Annotated in this window: 20 protein-coding genes; 6 read left to right on the top strand and 14 right to left on the bottom strand. The window is 44.1% G+C overall.

Translation table 11 applies throughout. From position 1 onward, the window contains the following. Nucleotide 1 precedes the first annotated feature (1 nt). The 5 genes from proB to R7Z77_RS05385 form a co-directional block, all read right to left on the bottom strand. Nucleotides 2-1,141 (bottom strand): glutamate 5-kinase, encoded by a 1,140-nt coding sequence (gene proB / locus R7Z77_RS05405; RefSeq protein ID WP_005383771.1) that lies wholly within the window; start codon nucleotides 1,139-1,141, stop codon nucleotides 2-4. 121 nt (nucleotides 1,142-1,262) lie between these two features. Further along, nucleotides 1,263-1,652: a sigma factor-binding protein Crl gene (gene crl, locus R7Z77_RS05400; protein ID WP_005381584.1), complete on the bottom strand. Its 390-nt coding sequence runs from the start codon at nucleotides 1,650-1,652 to the stop codon at nucleotides 1,263-1,265. Between the two features lie 115 nt (nucleotides 1,653-1,767). Further along, nucleotides 1,768-3,015 carry an esterase FrsA gene (gene frsA / locus R7Z77_RS05395; protein WP_064353673.1) on the bottom strand — a complete coding sequence of 416 codons (1,248 nt, stop codon included), beginning with the start codon at nucleotides 3,013-3,015 and terminating at the stop codon, nucleotides 1,768-1,770. A gap of 91 nt (nucleotides 3,016-3,106) precedes the next feature. Continuing rightward, nucleotides 3,107-3,571: an oxytetracycline resistance phosphoribosyltransferase domain-containing protein Tet(34) gene (gene tet(34), locus R7Z77_RS05390; RefSeq protein WP_005381590.1), complete on the bottom strand. Its 465-nt coding sequence runs from the start codon at nucleotides 3,569-3,571 to the stop codon at nucleotides 3,107-3,109. 264 nt (nucleotides 3,572-3,835) lie between these two features. Further along, on the bottom strand, nucleotides 3,836-5,125 hold the full coding sequence (locus R7Z77_RS05385) for an NCS2 family permease (protein ID WP_005381592.1): 1,290 nt from the start codon (nucleotides 5,123-5,125) through the stop codon (nucleotides 3,836-3,838). Nucleotides 5,126-6,148: 1,023 nt separating this feature from the next. Here R7Z77_RS05385 and R7Z77_RS05380 point away from each other — a divergent pair. Beyond that, nucleotides 6,149-7,621, top strand: a complete 1,473-nt coding sequence (locus R7Z77_RS05380; RefSeq protein ID WP_017820602.1) for an aminoacyl-histidine dipeptidase — start codon at nucleotides 6,149-6,151, stop codon at nucleotides 7,619-7,621. A 64-nt stretch (nucleotides 7,622-7,685) separates the two neighbouring features. Here R7Z77_RS05380 and R7Z77_RS05375 read toward each other — a convergent pair whose 3' ends face one another. Beyond that, on the bottom strand, nucleotides 7,686-8,225 hold the full coding sequence (locus tag R7Z77_RS05375) for a DUF3332 domain-containing protein (RefSeq protein ID WP_053306530.1): 540 nt from the start codon (nucleotides 8,223-8,225) through the stop codon (nucleotides 7,686-7,688). A gap of 330 nt (nucleotides 8,226-8,555) precedes the next feature. Here R7Z77_RS05375 and R7Z77_RS05370 point away from each other — a divergent pair, with 330 nt between their 5' ends. The 3 genes from R7Z77_RS05370 (at nucleotide 8,556) to R7Z77_RS05360 (ending at nucleotide 12,632) form a co-directional block, all read left to right on the top strand. Beyond that, the gene (locus R7Z77_RS05370; RefSeq protein ID WP_054576939.1) at nucleotides 8,556-9,623 is read left to right on the top strand and encodes a succinylglutamate desuccinylase/aspartoacylase family protein; all 1,068 of its coding nucleotides are present in this window, start codon (nucleotides 8,556-8,558) and stop codon (nucleotides 9,621-9,623) included. Between the two features lie 263 nt (nucleotides 9,624-9,886). Further along, a complete protein-coding gene (locus R7Z77_RS05365; RefSeq protein WP_017635690.1) occupies nucleotides 9,887-12,073 on the top strand; it encodes a TonB-dependent receptor domain-containing protein in 2,187 nt (728 codons plus the stop codon). Nucleotides 12,074-12,191: 118 nt separating this feature from the next. Next, nucleotides 12,192-12,632, top strand: a complete 441-nt coding sequence (locus R7Z77_RS05360; protein WP_213967778.1) for a DNA-directed RNA polymerase subunit beta — start codon at nucleotides 12,192-12,194, stop codon at nucleotides 12,630-12,632. Nucleotides 12,633-12,722: 90 nt separating this feature from the next. Here the strand turns inward: R7Z77_RS05360 and R7Z77_RS05355 are convergent, their stop codons facing one another. Both R7Z77_RS05355 and purL read right to left on the bottom strand, forming a co-directional pair. Further along, a complete protein-coding gene (locus tag R7Z77_RS05355; RefSeq protein WP_025998700.1) occupies nucleotides 12,723-13,031 on the bottom strand; it encodes a DUF3622 domain-containing protein in 309 nt (102 codons plus the stop codon). A 295-nt stretch (nucleotides 13,032-13,326) separates the two neighbouring features. Beyond that, nucleotides 13,327-17,220, bottom strand: a complete 3,894-nt coding sequence (gene purL, locus R7Z77_RS05350; protein ID WP_213967777.1) for a phosphoribosylformylglycinamidine synthase — start codon at nucleotides 17,218-17,220, stop codon at nucleotides 13,327-13,329. 299 nt (nucleotides 17,221-17,519) lie between these two features. Here purL and mltF point away from each other — a divergent pair, with 299 nt between their 5' ends. Further along, entirely contained in the window at nucleotides 17,520-19,097 is a 1,578-nt protein-coding gene (mltF, locus tag R7Z77_RS05345) for a membrane-bound lytic murein transglycosylase MltF (protein ID WP_181881277.1), read from the top strand. A 588-nt stretch (nucleotides 19,098-19,685) separates the two neighbouring features. On the opposite strand, the gene tadA is transcribed toward mltF, so the two are convergent. The 6 genes from tadA to R7Z77_RS05315 form a co-directional block, all read right to left on the bottom strand. Further along, on the bottom strand, nucleotides 19,686-20,195 hold the full coding sequence (gene tadA, locus R7Z77_RS05340; RefSeq protein ID WP_373921587.1) for a tRNA adenosine(34) deaminase TadA: 510 nt from the start codon (nucleotides 20,193-20,195) through the stop codon (nucleotides 19,686-19,688). A 252-nt stretch (nucleotides 20,196-20,447) separates the two neighbouring features. Further along, nucleotides 20,448-22,007: an AbgT family transporter gene (locus R7Z77_RS05335; protein ID WP_017820592.1), complete on the bottom strand. Its 1,560-nt coding sequence runs from the start codon at nucleotides 22,005-22,007 to the stop codon at nucleotides 20,448-20,450. A gap of 288 nt (nucleotides 22,008-22,295) precedes the next feature. Beyond that, complete coding sequence (locus tag R7Z77_RS05330) at nucleotides 22,296-22,706, bottom strand: prepilin-type N-terminal cleavage/methylation domain-containing protein (protein WP_213967776.1); 411 nt, start codon at nucleotides 22,704-22,706, stop codon at nucleotides 22,296-22,298. Further along, nucleotides 22,696-23,949: a hypothetical protein gene (locus tag R7Z77_RS05325; RefSeq protein WP_005381607.1), complete on the bottom strand. Its 1,254-nt coding sequence runs from the start codon at nucleotides 23,947-23,949 to the stop codon at nucleotides 22,696-22,698. The genes R7Z77_RS05330 and R7Z77_RS05325 overlap by 11 nt, the downstream gene beginning before the upstream one ends. Next, a complete protein-coding gene (locus tag R7Z77_RS05320; RefSeq protein ID WP_005381615.1) occupies nucleotides 23,946-24,563 on the bottom strand; it encodes a PilW family protein in 618 nt (205 codons plus the stop codon). The genes R7Z77_RS05325 and R7Z77_RS05320 overlap by 4 nt, the downstream gene beginning before the upstream one ends. Further along, entirely contained in the window at nucleotides 24,544-25,053 is a 510-nt protein-coding gene (locus R7Z77_RS05315) for a GspH/FimT family pseudopilin (protein WP_005381616.1), read from the bottom strand. The genes R7Z77_RS05320 and R7Z77_RS05315 overlap by 20 nt, the downstream gene beginning before the upstream one ends. 103 nt (nucleotides 25,054-25,156) lie before the next feature. Between R7Z77_RS05315 and R7Z77_RS05310 the strand changes: the two genes are divergently transcribed. Continuing rightward, nucleotides 25,157-25,588 carry a type IV pilin protein gene (locus R7Z77_RS05310; protein ID WP_054579037.1) on the top strand — a complete coding sequence of 144 codons (432 nt, stop codon included), beginning with the start codon at nucleotides 25,157-25,159 and terminating at the stop codon, nucleotides 25,586-25,588. The last annotated feature ends 3 nt before the right edge of the window (nucleotides 25,589-25,591 follow it).

Here is a 25,591-nt window from a genome sequence, read left to right as displayed (position 1 = left end):
TCTATTCCTGAATGACGACCAGATCATCGCGGTGAATCACCTCAGAGCCATAATCATGCCCCAAAATAGAGATGATATCTTTACTGTGTTTGCCCGTAATTTTAGTTAGGTCATCACTTGAGTAGGCGCTGATGCCACGAGCCACCAACTTACCGTGAGCGTTTGTTACACGCGCCACTTCGCCTCGTGCGAAGTCACCACTAACTTTGATGACCCCTTTAGCAAGTAGGCTACTCCCCTTGCCGACCACAGCATTGACTGCACCATCATCAATAACGATGTCGCCCGATGCCGCAGGTCCCGCTAGAATCCAGCGTTTACGGTTCTCTAAGGCTTCAGCGCAAGGTAGGAAGCGCGTGCCCTGAGGTTCAGCACTTAGAGAGTCAAAGATAACATTCGGCGCACTACCAGCAGCAATAATAACCTCGATACCTGCGCGTCGAGCGATGTCTGCGGCTTGCAGCTTCGTTGCCATACCACCAGTACCCAATGTTGTACCGCTTCCACCTGCGATTTTACGCAGCGTATCGTCGATGGTTTTTACTTCCTTGATAAGCTCTGCGTTCGGATCTTTACGAGGGTCAGCAGTAAACAGACCTTTTTGGTCCGTTAAAAGCAAGAGCTTATCTGCACCACATAAAATGCCTACCAAAGCGGAAAGGTTGTCGTTATCGCCAACTTTAATCTCGCTAGTCGCAACGGCATCATTTTCGTTTACGATAGGAACAATATCGTTCGCAACGAGCGCATTAATAGTGTCACGCGCGTTAAGGAATCGCTCACGATCTTCTAAATCGGCACGGGTTAGTAACATTTGGCCGATCTTGATACCATAAATACCAAACAAAGACTCCCATGTTTGAATCAAGCGACTCTGCCCCACCGCGGCAAGTAACTGCTTACTCGCCATCTCGTTGGGCAATGCGGGGTAACCAAGATGCTCACGGCCTGCTGCAATCGCACCAGACGAAACCATTACGATTGAATGGCCTTGTTTTTTAAGCTCAGCACACTGGCGTGCTAACTCAACCATGTGTGCACGGTCGAGTGCCAGAGTGCCGCCTGTCAGCACACTTGTACCCAGTTTCACAACGACAGTTTGTGGTTGTGAAACAACTGCATTTTGTTGATTCGTTGTCATGATGTCTTCTGAAGTGAAAAACAAATAAAGAGAGGATGTTTTAACAATCAAATAGGGAATTAACAAGAGAAAAGGTGCGTTTTCGCACCTTTTTGTTTGGTATTAAATGAAAACAACCAAATTAAGCGAAATCGAAAGACTCCGTGTGATATTCGACTTCTAATTTGAAGTGTTCTTCTAAAGTATCAACCAGCTTTTGATGGAATGTGCTCTGCGTGAGATACACTTCCTCTACCACTTTTTTGGGAAGGGCTTCAGATACCCATTGCCCTTCTTTGTTGTACTTGCCAATATGATATTTAGCAGTAAAGCCTCCCTCGATGGATTCCAAATCCATCCACCAGCCCCAAAATTCACGCTTCTCAGGCGATTTTTTGTCGTCTACACATACAGATAAACAATCAAAATAATAGCGCCCTTCTTGCGATTGTGGTTCGCGCAGGTAAGGCCCTATCGCCTTCAACTTTGACATCAAGCGAAAGTGAGTCGGGCCCTGAGTCGTCTCTGACATATGAATCTCCGTTTTCATAGTTAAAAGTAAACACCCAAGAATGATTATTATTTTTAATTATCATGAGCTTATTTTTTGCTCAGATATATCACTCTTAACTAATTTAGGAGAATTGTCACCCTAATAATTCATCTTCTAGCCACTTTATGGCTAAATCGAGGGATTGCTCATATCCTTTTGTAATTGTTTTGGAACTGATTTTTTTCGCTCTACCATACTGGCTAAATAGAGAAACAAGTTGATTATCACTGTGTGGCGACACTGGATCGCCCTCAAGACTCAAAGCCAAAATAGGCACTTTGGTTTTTCGACTGCTCAGGAAGCCCTGAACCTTCAATGACCACGCCATCATCTGACCAGCCATGCTATTAATATCAACCGCATTTTTCCCCAAACGGGAAGCCAAAAGATCTAGGTACATCTTCGGCATTTTTTGTAACTTCTGAGGGGAAGTAAAAATATCATGTACGGGTGCGCCTAGAGCGACACAAGCTTTGATCTTTTCTTGCTCAACAAAAGAGAGTCTGATCATGGCATTACCACCAAAACGAAACCCAACTAACCCCACTTTGTGATGATCAACCCAAGGTAGCGAGTAAAGCTCATTCAATACCGCTTGATGTAGGCAACTTGAATTCTCGGTCAAGGGCCAATGAGAGCTATGCCCTACCGAAGGCATGTCCACGGTTAACATCGCAATATCTCGCGGTGCAAGACGATTACGGAACAAACGCCACATGTCGGTTTGTAGAGTATCCAAACCAGCGCTCACCATGACCACAGGCAACTGTTTATCCGTTCTTGGTAAATGGAGGTTCGCGATGATTTTGCGATTTTGGTAAGGCACTTCAATTTGCTTGATGGTGTACTTAGTTTTTTCTGCGCCGTCAGAATACGCTTTGTTTGCCAGTACTTGAGCCTGCGATGCCAAATTGTCATTTTTTAAATGTGGGTAGCCTGCAATACTAAAACACAAAGAAGCAGTGAAGAGTTCATCCGCTGCCTCTTCTCCTTGCATTTCATTTGCTCGCTTCTGATGATCCATACCAAGCTTGATCCACTCAAATGTCCAGTTACCACTGTGATAACCCATTACAGTGTCTAACCAATCATCATTGGTTCGCGAGTGAGAAGATGAAGCAATTTTGGACAGTACGCCTTCCATTTCGATCGGAGACAATCCTTGCCAAGCCCATTGCAAGCGACGCAAATGACGATACCAAGCACGATCACCTTGCGCTTCTCGTTCATCAAGTATTTTTTTACTGGTCGGCATGTACTGGGTAAGCGCGGAGGTTTCTTTTGCTTGCTTATGTTTCACGAACAAAGTTTCGGAAAGATTTTTACTGACGTCTTCAGACATAGGAAGAACCCTAGGCTATTAGCATGATTTAATATCATAATAAAAAAAATGCCCCTATAAAGGGGCATTTCTCAATATTCTTTAACCGCGCTTATTTTTGCTTACGGTTTACTGGCTCAGCATACTGGATTGACATATCCCAAGGCTGCTCGATCCAAGTGTCTTGAGCAATATCTACAACGTAATCATCCAGCAGCTCTTTGCCTGATGGTTTCGCACACACAGCGATCATTTTCGCTTTTGGATACATCTCACGTAGTTTGCGCGCTGTATCACCACTGTCTACTAGGTCTTCAACGATTAGGTAACCTTCGCCATCACCTTCAGGTGCTTTTAGTACCGTCATGTCGCGCTGATGATCATGGTCGTAGCTTGAAATACAGATTGTATCAACGTAACGAATACCCAGTTCACGAGCCAAAATAGCGCCAGGAACCAAACCGCCGCGGCTTACCGCCCAAATTCCTTTCCATTGCTCAGCTGGCATTTGTTTTTCAGCCAGTTCACGGCAGTAAGTCTGCATTGCATCCCAAGTGATAATGAATTTTTTACTCATTGTAATAACCTAATAATTTGAAAATATGCATCCTCAAAATCTAGCGAAGTCACTCAAAAGCGGAATGCTCACTAACTTCTCCAAAATGTTTGGAGACGAGGATTTCAAGCTGCGCAAACGATTATTCTACCGAAACACACCGCTAATACCAACGGTGATATCAAAATTCTCTGCCTATTCCGCAGAAAAACCGTCTTCTGTGAACAACGTAAAAAAAGAAAAAGCCAGCGTGAATAAATCCACACTGGCTTTTTGCTCGAGAAATTAACCGACGAGGTATTTAACGATGAAGATGGCTGACATCACCCATACACTCATCGACACTTCACGGCCCTTACCGCTGAATAACTTGATCGCCGCGTATGCGATAAAGCCTAACGTGATACCTTCTGCAATCGAGAATGTTAGCGGCATAACTAAACAAGTCACAACAACTGGGGACGCTTCAGTTAGGTCACGCCAATCAATGCTTACTAGCCCAGACAGCATCAAGATCGCCACATAGAATAGCGCACCTGACGTTGCATAAGCAGGGATCATACCCGCAAGTGGTGAGAACAATAGAGCAAGTAGGAAGAGTACACCAACAACCACGGCTGTTAGACCAGTACGCCCACCCGCAGCTACACCAGAAACGCTTTCAATATAAGATGTCGTGTTGGAGGTACCAAGTAATGCACCTACTGACGTTGCTGTTGAGTCTGCAAGTAACGCTTTGTTTAAACGAGGGATGTTGCCATTCTCGTCAGTTAGACCAGCTTTTTGAGAAACGCCAACGAGCGTACCTGCGGTGTCAAATAAATCGACAAATAGGAAAGCAAATACGACGGAAATCATGCCTACTTCAAACAAACCAGAGAAATCCAGTTGCATGAAAGTTGGCGCAATGCTTGGTGGCGTTGACATAATACCGCCCCACTGCACATCACCAAATAGAAGACCAAGCGCTGTAACGCCAAGAATGGCGATCATCACCGCACCTTTCACACCACGGTGAACCAGTGCAATCGTAAGAAAGAAACCAATCGCGGCCAATACAGATGGCAATGATGTGATCTCTCCCATAGAAACTAATGTCGCTGGGTTATCAACGACGATACCTGCATTTTTTAATGCGATAAACGCTAAGAAAAGACCAATACCAGCTGAAATACCTGTTCGTAGAGAATGCGGGATCGAGTTAATAATCCACTCACGGATCTTAAATACGCTTAAAAGAATGAACAGAAGGCCAGAAACAAATACAGCCGCCAACGCAACTTGCCACGTATAACCCATTCCCAATACAACAGAGTAAGTAAAAAATGCGTTCAGGCCCATTCCTGGTGCCTGTGCGATTGGGTAATTGGCAACAAATCCCATGATAAAACAGCCGATTGCGGCAGCAAGACAAGTCGCGACAAAAATGGCGCCACGGTCCATACCGGTATCCGACAGGATCGCTGGGTTTACAAAAATAATGTAAGCCATAGTTAGGAAGGTCGTAACACCTGCAATGATCTCAGTGCGCACATTTGTGCCATTTTCACTGAGTTTAAAAAGCCTCTCGAGCATGATCGAATCCTGTAAAGGTAAAAAGTAAACGGTTGCGTAATCGATTGGCGGGAATTATAAAGTTATCAAATAGCAAATTCTAGATAGAATCTTCACTCTAATGCGTTTTTTTTCTTTGGATATGAAACACATTCTCTAATCTATCATAGCAAGCAAAGAAATATATTCTTATAAAACAATAGGTAACCCAGATAACACAGTTCTCTAAAAGAGAATAAAAACTGAGCAATGTACTAAACTTTCAGATGAAAAAGGCCCATTTTAAACATGGTATCTAACAGATTTGATGGAAAAGTCGATAAAACCGAAGAATGGGGAATAGAAGAAGGCTTTGATGGCAATAAGTGAGTCAGGAAGAGAAAATAGAGATAAAAAAACGCCACCCAATTTGGGTGGCGGTGAATCATGTCAGCACTATCACTGAAAAAAAATTCCAATTTATAGGGGTGAACAAACTGTTCGAGTCACATGCGTTGACTTCACTTAGTAGCCAAAGCTTGTTGGGTATACAAAGTTACCGGTGTAAACAGACTTGCTATTCCAGAACATTGTACTTGGTAAACCTTTCATAACTATCACCTTTTAAATCAATTAAACATTCGTTGATTTCTCGGTTCCTTGGAGGCGATAAAACGGACTCATCCTTTGAGCATTTCATTCTTCTCTCAGAAGCTGGTTACAAATATACCACCAAGAAATTTAATTACAAGCATTTTAGTGATTGAAATCACAAAAAATGCACAAATTGACCTTTATCAAAGTTTATGTGTAATTAAATTACAACTTTATGAATTAAAAAATAAAGCCACTTTCAGAATATATGATAGAGAACACATAGTGCTTGTTATTGTATTCACAAACTGTGACAGTTCTGAGAGAAATCCTTGTGATCGCGACTACTCGTACTCCTTATCTGGTGGTATGCTAACGGCAATTTGAAGGCCAAATCGTCTAGCATTTAATGCTACCTTGATAATATTTTTACGGTATATATTTGGCAAAGCACATCAAAAGGAGTCCTCCGTGTCTGAGTTCCATTCTGAGATCAGTACCTTATCACCTGCTCCACTTTGGCAGTTTTTCGATAAGATTTGTTCTATCCCTCATCCATCGAAACATGAAGAAGCATTAGCACAGTACATTATCAACTGGGCAACAGAGCAAGGCTTTGACGTTCGCCGTGATCCAACCGGTAACGTGTTCATCAAAAAGCCCGCGACACCAGGAATGGAGAATAAGAAGGCTGTTGTACTTCAAGCACACATCGACATGGTGCCGCAGAAAAACGAAGACACTGAACACGACTTCACCAAAGATCCAATCCAACCTTACATCGATGGCGAATGGGTAACTGCGAAAGGCACGACGCTTGGTGCAGATAACGGTATTGGTATGGCTTCTTGCCTTGCTGTATTGGCATCTAAAGATATTAAGCACGGTCCACTCGAAGTTCTGCTGACGATTGATGAAGAAGCAGGCATGACTGGCGCATTTGGCCTTGAAGCTGGTTGGTTAGAGGGTGAGATTCTTCTAAATACAGACTCTGAACAAGAAGGCGAAGTCTACATGGGTTGTGCAGGTGGCGTTGATGGCACCATGACTTTCGATATTTCTCGAGAATCAACGCCTGCAGGTTTTGTAACACGCCAACTGACGCTGAAAGGCCTAAAAGGTGGTCACTCAGGTTGTGACATTCACACAGGTCGCGGTAATGCCAACAAATTACTTGGTCGTTTCCTTGCCGGTCATGCTCAAGAGCTTGATTTACGTTTAGTCGAATTCCGTGGTGGTAGCTTACGTAATGCAATCCCTCGCGAAGCGTTTGTTACTGTCGCGCTTCCTGTCGAAAACCAAGACAAGCTTGCTGAGCTGTTCAACCACTACACTGAGCTGCTTAAAACTGAATTGGGTAAAATCGAAACAGGTATCGTAACCTTTAATGAAGTGATCACGACTGACGCGCAAGTATTTTCAATCGCCGATCAGCAACGATTCATTGCGGCACTTAACGCTTGTCCAAACGGCGTAATCCGTATGAGTGATGAGGTGGAAGGCGTTGTTGAAACTTCTCTAAACGTTGGTGTGATCAGCACAGAAGAAAATAAAGTCACCGTGCTTTGCTTGATTCGTTCTCTCATTGACTCTGGCCGTAGCCAAGTGGAAAGCATGCTGCGCTCGATTACTGAGCTAGCAGGCGCGCAAATTCAGTTCTCAGGCGCTTACCCTGGCTGGAAGCCAGATGCAGATTCCGAGATCATGGCAATTTTCCGTGATATGTATGAAGGCATTTACGGTCATAAGCCGAACATCATGGTCATCCATGCTGGTCTTGAGTGTGGCCTATTTAAAGAACCATACCCACACATGGATATGGTTTCTTTCGGTCCAACAATAAAATTCCCTCACTCTCCAGATGAGAAAGTGAAGATTGATACTGTTCAGTTGTACTGGGATCAGATGGTCGCGCTTTTAGAAGCGATTCCAGAGAAAGCATAATTCAATCACGAAAAACGACAAAGGGTGCCATACGGCACCCTTTTTTTGGTTTAGTTGAACCCAACTACACACGGTTTTGCGTGTAAGCGGCTAATTCATCCATTGAGGTTTGTGCAGCAACTTCACCATCAATGTAGTAAGTAACAAACTCACCATCGCGTACACCCATGAGTGTCGCCTTTTCACCGTTACTGTAAGTAATATCCATTTGAACAGTGTTCTCATCGATTTGCTGCATTCGCCCCTGCTCAATGACACGGTTATCCGCTAATGGTGCGATTGGTGCCGTCGTTAACGACTTATCTAACTGGTGATTGACATCAATGTAAGTATCTACCTTTGTATCGAAGATATGTGGCTTACCATTTAACGGGTTCTTACCCGTCCAAAATTCTAGAGAGTTAAACACGATATAATCCGCTGCGATCGCGACACCATAAACAGGCGCTAAAAGCATATTTAGGCCACCTCGAGCGTAACGGTTGTCAACAGCTTTCAAGTTAAACCCCATGACATAACCTGTCACGGCATTACTACCTACGCAACCTGAAAGTGAAACTGCTACCGCAGTCAATGCACCAATTTTAGCAATTGCCTTTTTCATCAAAACCTCTAGTTAGAAAGTGTGAAACCTCAAATTCGGCGCGGATATTATCGGATAAAAAGTAGGGTTAAAAGTCCGTTTTTTTGTCCTCCATGAACAGTATTATTTTTAATACAGTCACATTTTTTAAGGCTATTATTGCGCTCTCTTCTCTATGGCTTGTTATGTATTAAACTGATAGAAAAGATCATATTGAAAACAAAAACTTCACACATACCAAAATTTCACGCATGACGATTAAAGTAATTTGTCGTGTCCTTAATGAGAATGATTAGTGCGATTTTGCAGCAATTGTTACATTGCTGATGACGCATTTGACAGAGATGGTTTATGGCCAGAAGTAAAAAAAGCAAAGTGTTTGAGCTCTTAGGACATCAAATACAACCAGGGCAACGATTAGAGATCGAATTTGAAGCAGCGAAGCTATATACACATTCGCCTTTATCTATTCCTGTGGAAATAATCCATGGGAAACAAGAAGGACCAGTTTTAATGGTGAATGCTGCTATCCATGGTGATGAGCTTAATGGCGTAGAAATCGTTCGTCAGATCATTAACCAACTGGATCCACAAAAACTGAAAGGCACTGTCATTGCAGTACCTATCGTTAACGTTTTTGGTTTCATCCATAAATCTCGTTACTTGCCCGACCGACGAGATCTCAACCGTTGCTTTCCTGGCAGTGAAAAAGGCGCACTTGCATCTCGTATGGCACACGGGTTCTTTAACAACATTGCCAAGCGTTGTGACTACATTTTGGATCTACACACAGGGGCCATTCATCGCACGAACTTGCCACAGATCCGCGCAAACTTAAGCAACCCAGAAACTCTGCGTATTGCTCAAGCATTTGCAACGCCAGTGATTGTTGATTCAGCATTGCGTGATGGCTCTTTACGCAGTGAAGCAGAAAAATGTGATATTCCAGTGCTCACCTACGAGGCTGGCGAAGCATTGCGCTTTGATCCACTTTCGATCAGCGCTGGTGTGTTCGGGGTTCGGCGCGTAATGCAAGCCATTGGTATGTTGCGAGCGAGCAGGAAAAAGCTGCCTGAGCCTATCATAGCGAAGTCCACCAGCTGGGTTCGCGCGTCAGGTAACGGCATTTTGCGTACTGTCGTTAATCTGGGAGACAAAGTAGAACAGGGTGAAACGCTCGCTTATATTAGCTCTCCTCTTGGTCATGATGAGATAGAACTAAAAGCCCCGAAGCGTGGTTTAGTTATCGGTCAACAAACATTACCATTGGTGAACGAAGGCGATGCAATTTTCCACCTTGCCTATTTTAACCAAGGTGATAATGCTTTAGAGCAAGCAGTCGAAAGCTATATTGAAGGCCTCACTGAATTCGATGCCGAGCCGCTGACCACCGGACAGATACCGTTAGAAACTCAGTAATTCCTACCAAGTAGGCGCCTGATTAGCTCAAAAGGAGCAACAGTGCTCGCACTATCTTGTTTAAAGCCAATAAGCTCAGCGTCCATGATGCTGGGCTTTTTGTTTTATGTACGCTAACGATACTTATCGTAGTTTCCACGAATGGATAAAAAACTTTACAATCCGTCGCAAAAACACATTTGATAATTAATCTCATTATCATTTATTAATCGTAATAATGTTCTTATAATCCGAGCTGCATAAAAACACTATAAATCATCAATATGAAACGATTAAAAAGTCATCCACTCAAAGTAAATCTCATTTCACTGGCTTTGCTCTTCCCTCTTTATTCATATGCCGAGACAGCGCCAAATGAAGAGCTTGAAGTCATAGGCGTTCGTTATGCCAAACCTATTACCATTGCTGAGCCTGCGCAAACCACCATTAATTGGTCAGAGATTGAAGAGCAACAGTACTCTAATTTTGCCTCAATGATCGATGCCGTTCCCGGTGCATCAATAGATGGTGGCGGTCGTTCTGGTGGCGAACGTATTAACATTCGTGGTTTTGATGATCCAAGCGATATCGCCGTGTTTGTCGATGGCGCTCCAATTGGCTTTCAACAATACCGCTACGGTACCTTCTTTTTTGATCCGTTCTTAATTGGCGAAGCAGAAATTATCAAGGGCGCGCACGACTATCGAGCACTCAACGGGAAGTTTGGTGGCTCCATTCGCATTAAAACCAAAAGTGTCGATGATCTCCTGTACGGCGAAAGAAACTTTGGTGCTCGCATCTCAAGTGCATACAACACCAACGGCGATGAGAACGCCTACACGCTAACACTCTATGGTAAAAACGATACTGGTTTTTATTTTCTAGCGAATGGCTCGGTAAAAGATTCTGATGACATTAAAGTCGGAGGTGGTGAAACGCTGGATTACTCAGGTTATGAGCAAGAAAACATGCTCGTAAAGGTCGGTTATGAAAACAACGATCACGAGTTTGAAATTAGCCACACTCGCTACAAAGATGAAGGTCGTAAACCTTGGGCTAACCGCCGCGGAAAAATGCCTAACATCACCGAATACAATATCAAGAAATACGGCTCATTAGAAAAAGCCCAATACGCTTACACCGTCGATAACAAATACACGGACAACACCACGACCATCTCTTACCACTACATGCCGACTAACCCGTATATTGATTTCAATATCAAAATGGCACGTTCCGAAAACGATCGTCATTGGGTTCGCCCTGACGTAGCATTCGAGAAAATGTTCGTTTCTGTTGGCAGTTACGGTCATGAGTCATGGCTGAGTTACGAGCGTGATTACGTTGATGTGTTTAACCAAGCGCAATTCGGAGATCACACTCTAGTCACTGGGCTTCAATATCAAAAAACCGATAGAGACTCGTTAGTATTCAACGCATCATACGACAGTAATGAAGCGAAAAACTACGGTTGGTACACCCCTTACTACGAACCATCTGGCACGCAGTCAATTTATGCCGCTTACATTGCTGATCACTATCAAGCAACAGACCGCCTAACAATCACACCTTCTCTGCGTTACGAATACATCAAGAGTGAAGGAAAAGGGAACGCAGCGCCGGATTATAATGATCCAGCTGCCGGACATAACTACGGTGAAACGACGCATAAAGGCTTTAGCCCACGTTTGGATATCGACTTTGATGCGAGCAATAATACGCGTTTAAACGCCTCCTACGCCTACGCTTTAAAAGCACCAACCGTTGATAACATCTACTCAGTGCAATATGCGCGAGCTACCGCTACGGCTACTGCTTTGAATCTGGACGTGTCTCGTATCCATGCTTATCAAGCAAGCGTTATCAACTTAACGGAAGGGCTGGTGAACTCTCGCGATAACCTCGCAACAGAGTTAACTATGTTCTATAACGATGTTAGCGACACAGTTGATATACGAACGGGCGAAAACCTCGACAAAAATACTACTGAGTTACAAAGCTGGAATACAAACCTAGATGGCTTTAAAAACTATGGCTTTGAGCTAATTTCACAATACCGGATTGAAGATTTCTACAGTAATTTCTCAGCAAGTTACATTCGCGGCAAAAACAAAGGTAGCCTATCTGACTCTACAGGTTCAGATGATGATCATCCTGATGTACCGCCATTAAACATTAATCTGGGTTTAGGTTACGAATGGATTCCTGGTTTACGTACGGGCTGGGAAGTCCGTTGGTATGATGCGCAAACCAAAACCAAGGCAAGCGGTAATAATTTAAAAGTGAAATCGCCAAGTGAGCAATACACGCTACAAAACGCTTACGTGGTTTGGGAAATACAACAAGTCGAAGGCTTGAGCGTTGGCGCGGTTGTGAAAAACTTAACCGATCGTTACTACGAAGCATACCTATCTAATGGCGTGCCTTCGCCTGGTCGCGAAGTCAAACTGCACCTCACTTATCAATACTAACCATACCTAAAAGATGCAGGGCAGACATTAACTGCCCTTTTATATCGTATCCAATGGCCATAATTGCACGCCGTTTTATTTATCAGTATTATCATTTCCTTTTGCTTGCATACACATTATGAACAATCTAAAAACACGGCTTCTTCTGATTTGCTTCTTCCCTTTAGGTAGCCTAGCGCAAGCTTCTGAGAACATTGCAGACTACTTACAAGAACAAAGCAAGCACCAAGTTTCAGAAGATTTTTACGCACAGCCAACAGCAAATAACCTGAATCTAGATGCAAAAACTAACTCTTTAACTTGGCACGAAGATGGTAAGCCGGATCACTGTCGTTACGCCAAGCAGCCCAAAGACGTCGCAACACATTTCGACTACGGTGAAGCAAACGATCTATCTGACGGCTTACAACACTTTGATTTACCGGAAAGACATTCTGCAAAGGTCAAATCGACACATCGCACTTATGCTAATAACCCTCACCTTCTTCCTGGCAATAAACAATTTGCAGCCCCTGAAGACGGCACGTTTAGCTTGTCCGTATCGTCGGATTGTTTTTAGCCGATATAAATAAAAAATGCCCTGAGACAAAACTCAGGGCATTTTCACTATTTGTTTGATGGGTAACGTCACCATCTCACCGATTTAAACTTATTCTTCGTCAGTGTCTACTTCGGTTTCACGTGCTTTGCGGGCTTCTTCTTTACGAACTTTTGCCGCTAGTTGTTCTGCTTCGCGCTCTTGACGTTGCGCTGCTTTACGCTCGTTACGAACCACTTGGTTTTGGATAAATCCAGCCAGTTCTTGTTCAGCCCAAGCTTGTGCTTTCTCTTCGCTGTCAAAGCCTGTTTCACGCTTTGATACTACAGTCTTACGAGATGTCACTTGGCGAGTGATTTCTGCGCTCCAGCCGTTACGTTTTTCAGTGACGCGGATAGCAAATTTTGGATTCTTAGACATTTCTTTCATTTCCTAAGGGATTTAGGGATCAATCAGGGATTCGGTCAACTTGATAACTCCATCTAAGCTGAGCTGTTTAACACCATCCCTTGGTAAGCGCGGTATTAGAGCATAAAAGTAATCTAAACGCTGCAAGTTTTTTACGCTAGATAATAGATGACAAAGAAGAGGCAGAACAAAGCAACGTTTCGCCAAGTCACTAGAAAGAGCGACGAAGAAAAAAGAGTGATAAGAAAAAAGAAAGCGTTGGTCTCTCAACCAACGCTTTACTTAAGCTAGATTAACTTTTGGTTAATTAACCAATATTCTTACGGGCATTTTGGAATATACGCATCCAAGCGCCATTTTCACCCCAACCTTCCGGAGCCCAAGAATTTGCAACTGTGCGGAATACGCGCTCTGGGTGAGGCATCATGATAGTTACGCGACCGTCTGCTGTTGTTAAACCAGTAATCGCGTTTGGCGAACCATTCGGGTTGTTCGGGTATTGTTGTGTTGGGTTACCGAGGTTATCCACGTAACGAATCGCAACCGTACCTGATGCTTCAATCGCTGCTAGGTGCTCTGCATCACGTACTTCTACACGCCCTTCACCGTGGGAAACCGCGATTGGCATGCGCGAACCAGCCATTCCGTCGAAGAATACAGAGTCAGATTTCTGAACTTCAACTAGACTAAAGCGCGCTTCAAAACGCTCAGATTCGTTGCGCACAAAACGTGGCCACAAGTCTGCACCTGGGATCAGCTCTTTCAGGTTTGATAGCATCTGGCAACCGTTACATACACCTAAAGAGAACGTCTCTTCACGGTTGAAGAAGGCTTGGAATTGTTCACGAGCTTGTGCGTTAAACAGGATAGACTTAGCCCAACCTTCACCCGCACCTAATACGTCGCCGTAAGAGAAGCCACCACAAGCTACTAGGCCATGGTATTCATCCAGTACCGCTTGGCCTGTTAGGATATCGCTCATATGGATGTCGGTTGCTTCAAAACCAGCTCGGTCAAACGCTGCTGCCATTTCGACGTGGGAGTTAACGCCCTGCTCACGTAGAATTGCCATCTTAGGTTTAGCACCTTTCGCAATGTACGGTGCTGCAACGTCTTCATTTACGTCGAAGCTGAGCTTAACGTTTAGACCCGGGTCAGAGTTGTCTTTCTTAGCTTCGTGCTCTTGGTCTGCACACGCTGGGTTATCACGTAGGCTTTGCATCTTATGCGTTGTTTCAGCCCAGATAACGCGTAGTTCGGTACGTGAACGTTCAAGCACAACTGCATCACCAGAAGTGATAACAAAGTCGTCTGAAGCTTCAACAGAACCAATCACATGTGAGCATGCCTCTAAGCCGTTTGCCGCCAGAGTAGATAGAACTGAATCTAGATCATCATTCTTAACTTGAACAACCGCACCTAGCTCTTCGTTAAATAGAACGGCTAGCGCATCGTCACCCAGCTTTGCGATGTTCGCTTTTACGCCACAGTGACCCGCGAACGCCATCTCAGCCAGTGTAACAAAAAGACCGCCGTCGCCTTTATCGTGGTAAGCCACTAGCTTGTCATCACGTACTAACGCTTGCATTGCATCAAAGAAGCCTTTTAGCTGCTCTGCATTATCTACGTCAGCAGGTTTGTCACCCAGCTGTTTGTATACTTGTGCCAATGCTGTCGCACCTAAGCGGTTTTTTCCGTTACCCAAGTCAACAAGAACTAGAGAAGTCTTTCCTTTGTCAGTGCGTAGTTGTGGAGTCACGGTCTTACGTACGTCTTCCACACGACCAAATGCCGTGATAACTAACGACAGTGGAGAAGTGACTTCTTTGCTCTCGCCGTTTTCTTCCCACTTGGTTTTCATCGACATGGAGTCTTTACCAACTGGGATAGTCAAACCTAACGCAGGACACAATTCTTCACCAACCGCTTTCACTGCTTCGTAAAGACCCGCATCTTCACCTGGGTGACCCGCTGGAGACATCCAGTTCGCAGACAGTTTAATGTGTTTAATATCACCGATGTCTGTTGCCGCAATGTTCGTTAGTGACTCACCAACGGCTAGGCGAGCCGATGCTCCAAAGTCTAGTAATGCCACTGGCGTGCGCTCACCCATCGACATTGCTTCGCCATAGTAAGTGTCGTAGCTTGCCGCTGTTACTGCGCAGTTTGCTACTGGTACCTGCCAAGGACCAACCATTTGATCACGAGCAACCAGACCCGTAACTGTTCGGTCACCGATAGTAATTAGGAATGTTTTTTCTGCAACAGCAGGAAGACGAAGTACGCGATCCACCGCTTCATTAAGCTCAATACCATCACGAACAATGGCAGGGCTTTCCACTTTTAGTGTGGTTGCGTCACGGTGCATCTTCGGTGGCTTACCAAGCAGGATATCCATTGGCATATCGATTGGCGTATTGTCGAAGTGAGAATCTTCTAGCGTTAGATGACGCTCTTCTGTCGCCACACCCACCACTGCATACGGTGCGCGTTCACGCTTACAGATGGCGTCGAATGCTTCCATGTTTTCTGGCGCTACCGCTAGAACGTAACGTTCCTGTGATTCGTTACACCAGATTTCCAGTGGGCTCATGCCCGGCTCATCGTTTGGTACATCGCGTAATTGGAACTTACCGCCACGCTCACCGTCGTCGACAAGTTCAGGCAATGCGTTAGAGATACCGCCTGCACCCACATCGTGGATAAATGCGATTGGGTTATCGTCGCCTAACTGCCAACAACGGTCGATCACTTCCTGACAGCGACGTTCCATCTCTGGGTTTTCACGCTGTACCGAAGCGAAGTCCAGATCTTCTGCTGACTGACCAGATGCCATGGAAGATGCCGCACCACCACCAAGACCGATGTTCATTGCCGGACCACCAAGTACGATTAGGCTCGCACCTACAGGGATCTCTTTCTTCTGTACGTGTTCATCGCGGATGTTACCCATACCACCAGCAATCATGATTGGTTTGTGGTAACCACGAATTTCTTCACCCGCATGAGAAGTGACTTTTTCTTCGTAAGTACGGAAGTAACCCAATAGATTTGGACGACCAAATTCGTTGTTGAATGCCGCGCCGCCAAGAGGGCCTTCAAGCATGATGTCTAACGCATTCACAATACGACCCGGCTTGCCGAAGTCGGTTTCCCATGGCTGTTCAAAACCAGGAATACGTAAGTTAGAAGTTGTAAAACCAACCAGACCCGCTTTTGGCTTACCGCCGATACCCGTCGCGCCTTCGTCACGAATTTCACCGCCTGAGCCAGTCGATGCGCCCGGCCACGGAGAGATTGCCGTTGGGTGGTTGTGCGTTTCTACCTTCATCAAGATGTGCGTATCTTCATGGTGGTACGTGTATTGACGAGATTTAGGGTCAGGGAAGAAACGCCCCGCTTTAGAACCTGTCATAACGGCTGCGTTGTCTTTGTATGCAGACAGCACATAGTCAGGTGTCGTTTCAAAAGTGTTTTTGATCATTTTGAACAAAGACTTAGGTTGATCTACCCCGTCGATAGTCCAATCTGCGTTAAAAATTTTGTGGCGACAATGCTCTGAGTTCGCCTGAGCAAACATCATCAATTCAATGTCGTTTGGGTTACGCCCAAGCTTAGTAAAGTTCTCTACCAAGTAATCAATTTCATCTTCTGCGAGTGCCAAGCCAAGGGAAACGTTTGCCTCTTCAAGCGCCAGACGACCGCCAGCTAAGATATCAACATGTGCTACAGGCTTAGGCTCTGCAACAGTAAATAATGCTGATGCGGCTTCAAATTCTGTGAATACTGTTTCCATCATGCGGTCGTGAATTAACGCTTTAACAGCGTCAGCTTGAGCTTCTGATAGAACAACTGAAGATTCGACATAATAAGCCGTACCACGCTCTAGACGTTTCACTTTATCCAGACCACAGTTAACAGCGATATCGGTAGATTTAGAAGACCAAGGCGAGATAGTGCCAGGACGAGGCGTGACAAGAAGTAGAAGACCTTCAGGCTCATGCTCTTCGATGGTTGGGCCGTAAGTTAGTAACTTTTCAAGTTTTTCTAACTCTTGGTCATCAAGGTCTGACTTTAGATCGGCAAAGTGCATAAACTCGGCATAAATGCTAGTTACAGGCAGATCTTGTTCACGACAAAGTTCCAGTAGTTTATTAACACGAAACTCAGAAAGAGCTGGGGAGCCACGCAAAATTCTCATGTGCTTAGGTCTCTTATGCAATTGATTAAGGTGATATTGGAATAAATTCAGACACTTAAAATAAGCCCTGTCGAACCTATGCCGATTCCACCTCGTCATTGCGAGCGCATTATATAGTAATTGTTTTTGTGATGTAACATCAAAAGCAACCGTTTGCGTCATTTTTTTTGTCAAATTTGAATTACAACTAAAATGTCGATAAAACACACAATGTCACGTTATAAGTGTGTGATTCACTTTGCCCCATGAGCTCGCTTTGATATAAAGGCAAATAGAAATTTTCCAAGATGTACCTATTAATGCAAATAAGTCACTTCAACCGGCTCAAGCGCAGTGCTCTAATTTTAGTTTCTGTTCTTTTACTCTCTGCTTGCCAGATTGAGTCGGAGCCCAAAAGTGAATTTGAAAAAATTCAAGAACGTGGTGTGCTTCGTGTTGGCACGCTAAACAATCAGCTTTCCTACTACATAGGTCCCGATGGTCCCGCAGGGTTGGATTACGAATTGGCGCGTCAGTTTGCGGAGCAGCTCGGCGTCAAACTCGAGATTAAACCAGCCTTTCGCCAGGCTGAGCTTTTTCCTGCTCTTAAGAAAGGAGATATCGATATCATCGCTACGGGTTTAAATCAAACGTCACAAGCAGTCAAACGATTTAGACCAGGCCCTGCCTATTATTATGTAAGCCAACAAGTGGTATATAAAAAAGGGCAACTTCGACCACGTGATATCGAACAACTCATTGAATACCAAGCCTCGAAAGACGACGAGTCCGACGAAGATACAAATGCAGGCGCTCAAACATTAAAGATCGTTGAACAATCGCAATATGTTCCGACCCTAACAGCGTTAAAGAAGCAGTATCCAGAACTTCAGTTTGAAATTGTTGGTGATGCTGACACGAGAGACTTACTCAAATACGTATCGAAGGGTGAGTTACGTTTTACTGTGACTGATTCGGTGGAACTTTCCCTAGCTCAACGCCTTTACCCCGATCTTGCGCTCGCGTTCGAACTTACAGAAGATCAACCTGTGTCTTGGTTTACTCGACGTTCTGAAGACGAAAGCTTGTATGCAATGCTGATAGAGTTTTTCGGTAACATCAAACAATCAGGAGAACTGTCCACCCTCGAAGAAAAGTACATTGGTCATATTGAAGCATTTGACTACGTTGATACTCGCGCATTCATTCGAGCTCTGGATGACAAATTGCCTAAATGGGCACCTTTATTCCAAAAATACAGCGAAGAGTTCGACTGGCGATTAATTGCAGCATTGGCTTATCAAGAGTCACACTGGAAACCAACAGCAAAATCGCCAACGGGTGTTAGGGGGATGATGATGCTGACTCTGCCAACGGCGAAAAGCGTCGGGGTGACTGACCGTTTGGACCCTGAGCAATCTGTTCGTGGTGGTGTCGAGTACTTACGTCGTATTGTAAGTCGCGTGCCTGATAGCATTAACGAGCATGAAAAAATATGGTTTGCGTTAGCTTCATACAATATTGGTTACGGCCACATGATGGACGCACGACGACTCACCAAAGCACAAGGTGGCGATCCGAACGCTTGGGCTGATGTAAAAGACAGGCTGCCTTTACTGCGTCAGAAGCGCTATTACAGTCAAACTCGCTATGGGTACGCCAGAGGCGATGAAGCGCGTAATTACGTAGAAAATATTCGACGTTACTACCAATCCATCATTGGTCATGTCAGCCAACAGCCAGCGATTGATGAGAATAGCGATGACTTGCAAGTGATTCCGCCGCTCAACCCCGACATTTTGATATCGGGCGCAGTAGAGACCGTCGTAGAACAAGTCTCTGGCGCTTCTGACGTCACGGTTGAAGAAGACACCGAACAAGAAAGCATTGAAGAATAAACCCGCGGTAAACTAAAAAATGACGAGCCTATGAAGCTCGTCATTTTTGTTGAGTCCTAACGAAAACTTATCTAGACTCCAATATTCTGAGTGACACCAACCACACTCAACCATTCCTTTGGTTGGTCGCCTTTTCTTCATCGTTAGTAAAACTGATTGCTTTGTAACAGATTACTTTACAACCACATGGTTTAGCTCACTTGATGAAGCGGCGCTTTCGGCTACACTCTGCCGAAATAACGTCACTCCTATTATTAAGCATCGTATTGAAATTGTTTGCTGGCTCTGTGCAATGCAGAAGTCAAATGAAGAACGTTTAAACCATACAATGTTTAGTGCGATTATCGAGCCTATTGCCAAGCATCGATGAGCCGCGCTTTACTGGTATAAGTCTTGTCTGCAGGAGGTTTTGAATATGAGAAGACGTAGAGTGCAGTCAAAGCGTTTAAATAACACAGTAGCTGCTATCCGACGTAAACGTAAACTGACATGTATGAAAAAGAAAGTAAGTTCACGTAATCGTGTTTTTGTACATTTAGTCAATCACTAGTGCGTCCAAGCAAACATCTACCACGTTGTAGGTGTTTGCTAGCCCTCACTACTCCTACTACCTTGTTCGCTCTCTCCATTTTCTAATGCTTTTTGTGCTTGCTTCTTCGCTTTAATTTCCTTTCGGCGGCGCTTAAAAAACGCTTGTAGCTGAGTGCGGCACTCATCTTCTAGCAGCCCCTTTTCAACTAAGGCGTAATGGTAAGCTGCTTGGCTTTCAAACAAATTAAGCACTGTTCCTGCAGCTCCAGCTTTTAAATCTGGCGCTCCAAAAACAACCCGCTTAACGCGGCTATGCAATAAGGCTCCGGCACACATTGGGCATGGCTCAAGTGTTACATATAACGTCGTATCCAGAAGACGGTAATTTTCTAGCTTTTGGCCTGCTTTACGCAGTGTTTGGATCTCAGCATGTGCGGTAGCGTCATGGGTGCCAATAGAGCGGTTCCAGCCCTCAGCGATAATTTCACCATCTTTGACAAGCACTGCGCCGACAGGTACTTCCCCCTCAGCTTCTGCTTGCTCAGCAAGCTCCATCGCTCTGCGCATAAACAATTCATCTTGAGGGGTAAACGGATGGTTAGACAAAGGAGGCTCCAAAGAAACAAAAAACGATTGAAGTCAGGAATTTTATCACCAACTTCGGTTTCACTACAGCAACACATCACGGGACAAAGTCTGCAACCCCAAAAAACCTAGTTACAAGACCTATCGATGTTTGTTGTGCGAGAACAAAAAAGCGCAGATCGAAGACCTGCGCTTTTCGGCTGCCAATTAGTGGCTTTCACACCCTACACGTTTTTACATTGTGTAAGTGTAAGGAGCTTGAATGCCTAACGGGATACCTACCATCCAATAAGCAACTAGGAAGATAGACCAACCGATCAGCATTGCGATCGAGAATGGCATCATTAGTGACGCAAGCGTACCGATACCAGCCGACTTCACATAACGCTGACAGTAAACCACAACAAGAGGGAAAAATACCATTAGAGGCGAAATGATGTTCGATACAGAGTCACCCACACGGTAAGCCGCCTGAGACAGCTCAGGCGAGATACCAACCGCCATTAGCATTGGCACTAGGATTGGACCAATTAAAGCCCATTTTGCCGATGCCGAACCAATAAGTAGGTTTACAGACGCGGTTAGAAGGATCATACCGATGATGGTCACTTCACCTGGTAGGTTCATCGCTTTTAAGCCTTCTGCGCCATACAACGCTAGCATCGTACCGATGTTTGACTGAGCAAATGCAGATAGGAACTGAGCACAGAAGAATGACATAACAATGTATGCGCCCATGGTTGACATAGTATCAGCCATCGCTTTGATAATGTCGTTGCTGGTCTTGAACGTTCCAGACACTTTACCGTAAACGTAACCAGGAATGATAAACAGAATAAAGATCAACGGCACGATAGACTTCATTATCGGTGCTGAGAAGGCAGTAATTTCACCTTCAGGCGAGCGAAGTGCTGATGTTTCTGGAATTAACGCTGCAACAAGTAAAGCAATACCCGCCATCATTGCCCAACCTGCATAACGGAATGCTTTTGATTCCAGTTCAGTAAATGAACCTAGGTTTGGCGCGGTTTCCGCATCATCATCAATTGGCATTTTTGATAAACGAGGCTCGATGATTTTCTCTGTCACGTACCAACCAATCCCCACAATAATGATAGAGGATAGGCCAGTGAAGAAGATGTTCGCTAATGGGTTAACCACATATTCAGGATCAAGAACCTGCGCCGCAGTTTGCGTAAAGCCAGCCAATAGCGGATCGATACCTGAAGGGATAAAGTTTGCAGAGAAGCCACCAGATACACCTGCAAATGCTGCCGCAATACCTGCTAAAGGGTGACGACCTGCCGCATGGAAGATAATACCGCCCAGAGGAATAACCAGAACATAGCCTGCATCTGCCGCAGTATGCGATACAATGGCAACCAAAATAAGCATTGGAGTAAGAAGCTTAGCTGGCGTGAAGTTCAGCATCTTCTTAAGACCCGTCGTAATAAAGCCCGAAGAATCTGCAACACCCACACCTAGCATTGCGACAAGTACGATACCCAGTGGCGCAAAGCCAGTAAACGTCGTCACCATGTTAGCAAGGAAACTTGCTAGCGCTTCGCCCGTAAGTAAGTTGGTGATACTAAGAGCTTCGCCCGTTCGAGGGTTTGGAAGATCGAATGATACATTCGACAAAAGTGCTGACGCCGCCCAAGTAATGATCAATGCCCAGAAGAACAAAATCGCAGGATCAGGAATTTTGTTACCTGTCCTCTCGATAAAGTTTAAAAAGCGCTCCATCCCGCTCGGCTTCGATGATGGTGCCTTATTTACAGCTTGGTTACTCATGGTAACTCCATAGTGAATGATGTTGGTGCCAAGGCCTATTTGAATAATTATAACGACCTACTATCCAACGAGTATTCTAGTAAACACTAATGGAGAAAGCACAAGGTTCTAGATTTTTTTTCATAATTGGAGACATATTTTGCAAAAACACCACTTCAATTAAACATAATAAAAACAGTAGCACATCAACTCAATTAACAGTTCAAAAACCATTTATTAACCGTGACCAATTCGGTATTAAACAAGAATTACATCCGCATTTGTCTCAGCCTATGTATGCAATTGAACTTAGTTTTCGAATTCACTGTATTGTGAGATCATCGTTTTAAGCTGAACTGATCGCGTCTCGCCGATTCTATCCTTCCAGCTAGAGGTAATGGTGATAGTTTTCAGTGTTCCTGAAACCGTGGCAGCTGGAACTTCCCACTCGACGACATAAGATCCAGTAACAGAAGAGCCTGTTGCAATAGAAGCAAAATTTGCAGGTGTGATGGTAGACATCGCCGCAGAAGCACCACGCGTCCGGAACCATTCGAGCTGGTTTTCTGCTAGACGAAGTGCTTCAATACTTCTTATGGCATATTCGGATTCGCGTTCTAGATACACGTTTAGCTTAGTTAAACCTAACGCGCCTACGCCAAGAAGCAGGAAAGAAATTAAGACTTCTAGAAGGTTAAATCCTTTTTGTTTAGAGATCATTCCAGGAGCCTTTTTTCCATCTAGGAATTGCATGCGCATTCCTTGAATTGTCTATCACATCTTTATTGTATCTAAAGTCCAAAGAATCGAAGAAAACCGCTGCCTGATCTTCACTATCAAAATATTGACCACCAGATACCGTAAAAGAACCATGCTGATAATAAGAAGCTATTGTCCTGTATGAGTCTTCTACAACACTTGGCACATGATTTAGGTGAGCATTGGCTTCGAACCCAACCCAATCCGCTGTTGTCGGGGTATAATCATGATTGAAATGAAACAAGACCCCTTTAAACTTATTTGATGTAGCGCCGGAGCTCGGTGGTCCCATCACGGAGAAAAGACCATCATGAATGAGCACTGTTACGCCATTGGTCGATGATGTAGCATTCACTAAATCATTGTATTCCGATTGCTTGATTTCACAGCTCCCTTCCACCCATAAATGATGCTTCCCTGACTGAATTTCTGCTGTTAAAGCAGCACCACAATTAGGTATACCATCAGCCACTGAGCCCGTCATAACATGAAATACACCATTATCTCGGACATCGTTATGCTCTTCAGCCTTTACTCCAAAGAAGGATTCAAATGGCTTTAAATCTGTATCTTGAGTAAAATCATCACCAGCACCAACCCCGCCAACACTAGATGAGAGATGACGGTTTGCCGTCGTGTTTGCACAATCTTTATTTGTAGGGTTGTTAAAATCGGCATAGGGAGACTCTCCATGAATTACGCCTTTATTATCAACTGAAGAGGAGTAAAAGCGCTTTTTATACCTTAACGCAATACACTCCCACCCATCGCTGCTCAATTCCCCTGGGTCTGGAGTAGAGAACGTTGCACTAGAATGAAAATAAATGTCGGCACTAGACTGCATTGCACCATAACTCAAGTTACCTCCCAAAATAATCTCCTTACTAATGCTTGTAAATCCAACATTAGAAGTAACCAAATACCCATTTGAAGTACTCGTAAAATTCGGAATCGTCCAAAGCCCTGAGCCACAATCTGTTATTACGGCAGGTACAATATTATTAACTCTAAATTGCGCCCATGCACATTCAACACCTCCTTCCGCTAACCAATGTGCTTGTCGAGATTTTATTTCGTTTTGCGCAACTTTTATTTGAAAAAATACACCTTTGGATGATGCTAATGATGCAATTAAAGCAAGTAATAAAAGTATAGAAGTCACAAGCAAAGTGGTATAACCGGAATAGCTATATTTAGATGTCATTGCCAATTCCTTTGTTTGATAGAAAACTCCGCAACTTCACTAAAGACTCCATCAATCGTTTTCAAACCTAACTTAACGCTCGTGACCGAACTTACATTTCCTCCATTAGTCACTGTTTCTGAACTAACGGTGAATTGGGTAACTTGGAAAATATCATCATCAAATAGAGAACGACAAAAATCTATACCATCAAAAGATAATATTTGTGTTTGAGACACAACGCCTTTTTCACATATAAAAAACCGAGTATCTCTCTTCTCATACTTAATATTTCGATAGTCTTCATTGGCAGCTGAGTCCTCTTTAAAATACACAAGCCCTACAGAAGAGGCGCCGCTCAGCATTATGGTTCCTGTAGCTCCGGATAATTTGAGTGAACTACCGTTCCCACCATCATAACCTGCCCTTTGAATATCTTCTTTCATAACAGATAAAGTGATATTCAGACCTTGCAATAAATTTAGCTCTAAGCTTTTTTCCTTTGCTGTTTTTTGTAAACTCAAGAATATAGAGCCCACTACACTAAGGACAATTAATCCAATTAAAGAACTAATCATCAATTCGATTAAAGAGCTACCTATTTGATAACGTTTGTTAGCACTGACGGTAATCATATAACTTAGCTCCAGAGTTACTACAAATTTTAATCCTTCCGGGAGGGTTGGAGAGCTTTGCTTGTAGTTTTATGTTTTGAGCATTGGTTGGGAAAAACTCTATATTTCCTCCTTGGGGTCGTCCACGGACCTCGTCGAAGCTTATTTTTTGATTATCGTAGCTGTGCTTCAAAGATAATTCAGAGTAGGCGGAGCCGGAAAGGCTTAAAATTACGCCCCCAGAGCCGCTAGACGAGTTAGTTAACTGTAGAGACCATGCACCTTGACTGACAACGACGTTTTTAGCCATAGAGAAATGTATATATAACTTTTGATTTCTCATTACCGCCTCGGACTTACTTTGGCTTAGAAAGCCAGCTAATTCAGTTGCTAATCGCTGCATTTGCACAGTTTGTGAAACACGGCTAAAGCTTGGAGCTGCAAACGCCAATATAATACTCAGTACAGCAACAGTAATAAGAAGCTCCAACAACGTAAACCCGCGAGGCATTTCCCAAATTCCTATGTAAACGGCAAAAGGGCCGTAATTCATCTTGCACAGATGCTATCACCTGCCAAAAATAGGCGGAAAAGTGAAAAGGAAGCTACTCGTGATGATTCGAATTTCTCGTTGTAACGGCTACAAAAAAGGATTGAGAGGGATGACATTGATCGAATTACTGGTAGCTGTAGTGATTGTCGGGATCATTGCTGCAGTCGCATACCCCTCTTACACTAATCATGTAATCAAGTCTCATAGGACGGTTGCCTTGAGCGATCTTAGTCGAATTCAGCTAGAGCTAGAGACATCTTATGATGGTGGGTACGACTGGAGTCATATTCTCTCTGGAGGAACATGCACTCTATGTGACTCAGACACAAATAGATTTTCTTTCGATATTGCGAGCTCTGCAAGTACGGCCTATACCATTACAGCAACAGCAAAATCGTCTCTGGGACAAGACGACGACGAGTGCTTGACTGGTTCTAAAACGATTACTTTAACGTCAACAAATGTCGAAGAACCAAGTGATTGCTGGAATTAGGAA

The sequence above is a fragment of the Vibrio sp. 1401 genome (assembly GCF_033340295.1).
The sequence above is the reverse complement of the archived record's forward strand: the minus strand, read 5'-3'. Positions and strand labels throughout refer to the sequence as shown.

Coding starts and splice junctions, on each gene's coding strand:
- purL (WP_213967777.1), bottom strand. CDS start 17,220: ATGAGAATTTTGCGTGGCTCCCCAGCTCTTTCTGAGTTTCGTGTTAAT.
- proB (WP_005383771.1), bottom strand. CDS start 1,141: ATGACAACGAATCAACAAAATGCAGTTGTTTCACAACCACAAACTGTC.
- R7Z77_RS05315 (WP_005381616.1), bottom strand. CDS start 25,053: ATGCCTCGCGGGTTTACGTTGTTGGAGCTTCTTATTACTGTTGCTGTA.
- R7Z77_RS05355 (WP_025998700.1), bottom strand. CDS start 13,031: ATGTCTAAGAATCCAAAATTTGCTATCCGCGTCACTGAAAAACGTAAC.
- frsA (WP_064353673.1), bottom strand. CDS start 3,015: ATGTCTGAAGACGTCAGTAAAAATCTTTCCGAAACTTTGTTCGTGAAA.
- R7Z77_RS05360 (WP_213967778.1), top strand. CDS start 12,192: ATGAACAATCTAAAAACACGGCTTCTTCTGATTTGCTTCTTCCCTTTA.
- R7Z77_RS05310 (WP_054579037.1), top strand. CDS start 25,157: ATGATTCGAATTTCTCGTTGTAACGGCTACAAAAAAGGATTGAGAGGG.
- R7Z77_RS05365 (WP_017635690.1), top strand. CDS start 9,887: ATGAAACGATTAAAAAGTCATCCACTCAAAGTAAATCTCATTTCACTG.
- tadA (WP_373921587.1), bottom strand. CDS start 20,195: ATGCGCAGAGCGATGGAGCTTGCTGAGCAAGCAGAAGCTGAGGGGGAA.
- R7Z77_RS05335 (WP_017820592.1), bottom strand. CDS start 22,007: ATGAGTAACCAAGCTGTAAATAAGGCACCATCATCGAAGCCGAGCGGG.
- crl (WP_005381584.1), bottom strand. CDS start 1,652: ATGTCAGAGACGACTCAGGGCCCGACTCACTTTCGCTTGATGTCAAAG.
- mltF (WP_181881277.1), top strand. CDS start 17,520: ATGCAAATAAGTCACTTCAACCGGCTCAAGCGCAGTGCTCTAATTTTA.
- R7Z77_RS05375 (WP_053306530.1), bottom strand. CDS start 8,225: ATGAAAAAGGCAATTGCTAAAATTGGTGCATTGACTGCGGTAGCAGTT.
- R7Z77_RS05325 (WP_005381607.1), bottom strand. CDS start 23,949: ATGACATCTAAATATAGCTATTCCGGTTATACCACTTTGCTTGTGACT.
- R7Z77_RS05320 (WP_005381615.1), bottom strand. CDS start 24,563: ATGATTACCGTCAGTGCTAACAAACGTTATCAAATAGGTAGCTCTTTA.
- R7Z77_RS05330 (WP_213967776.1), bottom strand. CDS start 22,706: ATGATCTCTAAACAAAAAGGATTTAACCTTCTAGAAGTCTTAATTTCT.
- R7Z77_RS05385 (WP_005381592.1), bottom strand. CDS start 5,125: ATGCTCGAGAGGCTTTTTAAACTCAGTGAAAATGGCACAAATGTGCGC.
- R7Z77_RS05370 (WP_054576939.1), top strand. CDS start 8,556: ATGGCCAGAAGTAAAAAAAGCAAAGTGTTTGAGCTCTTAGGACATCAA.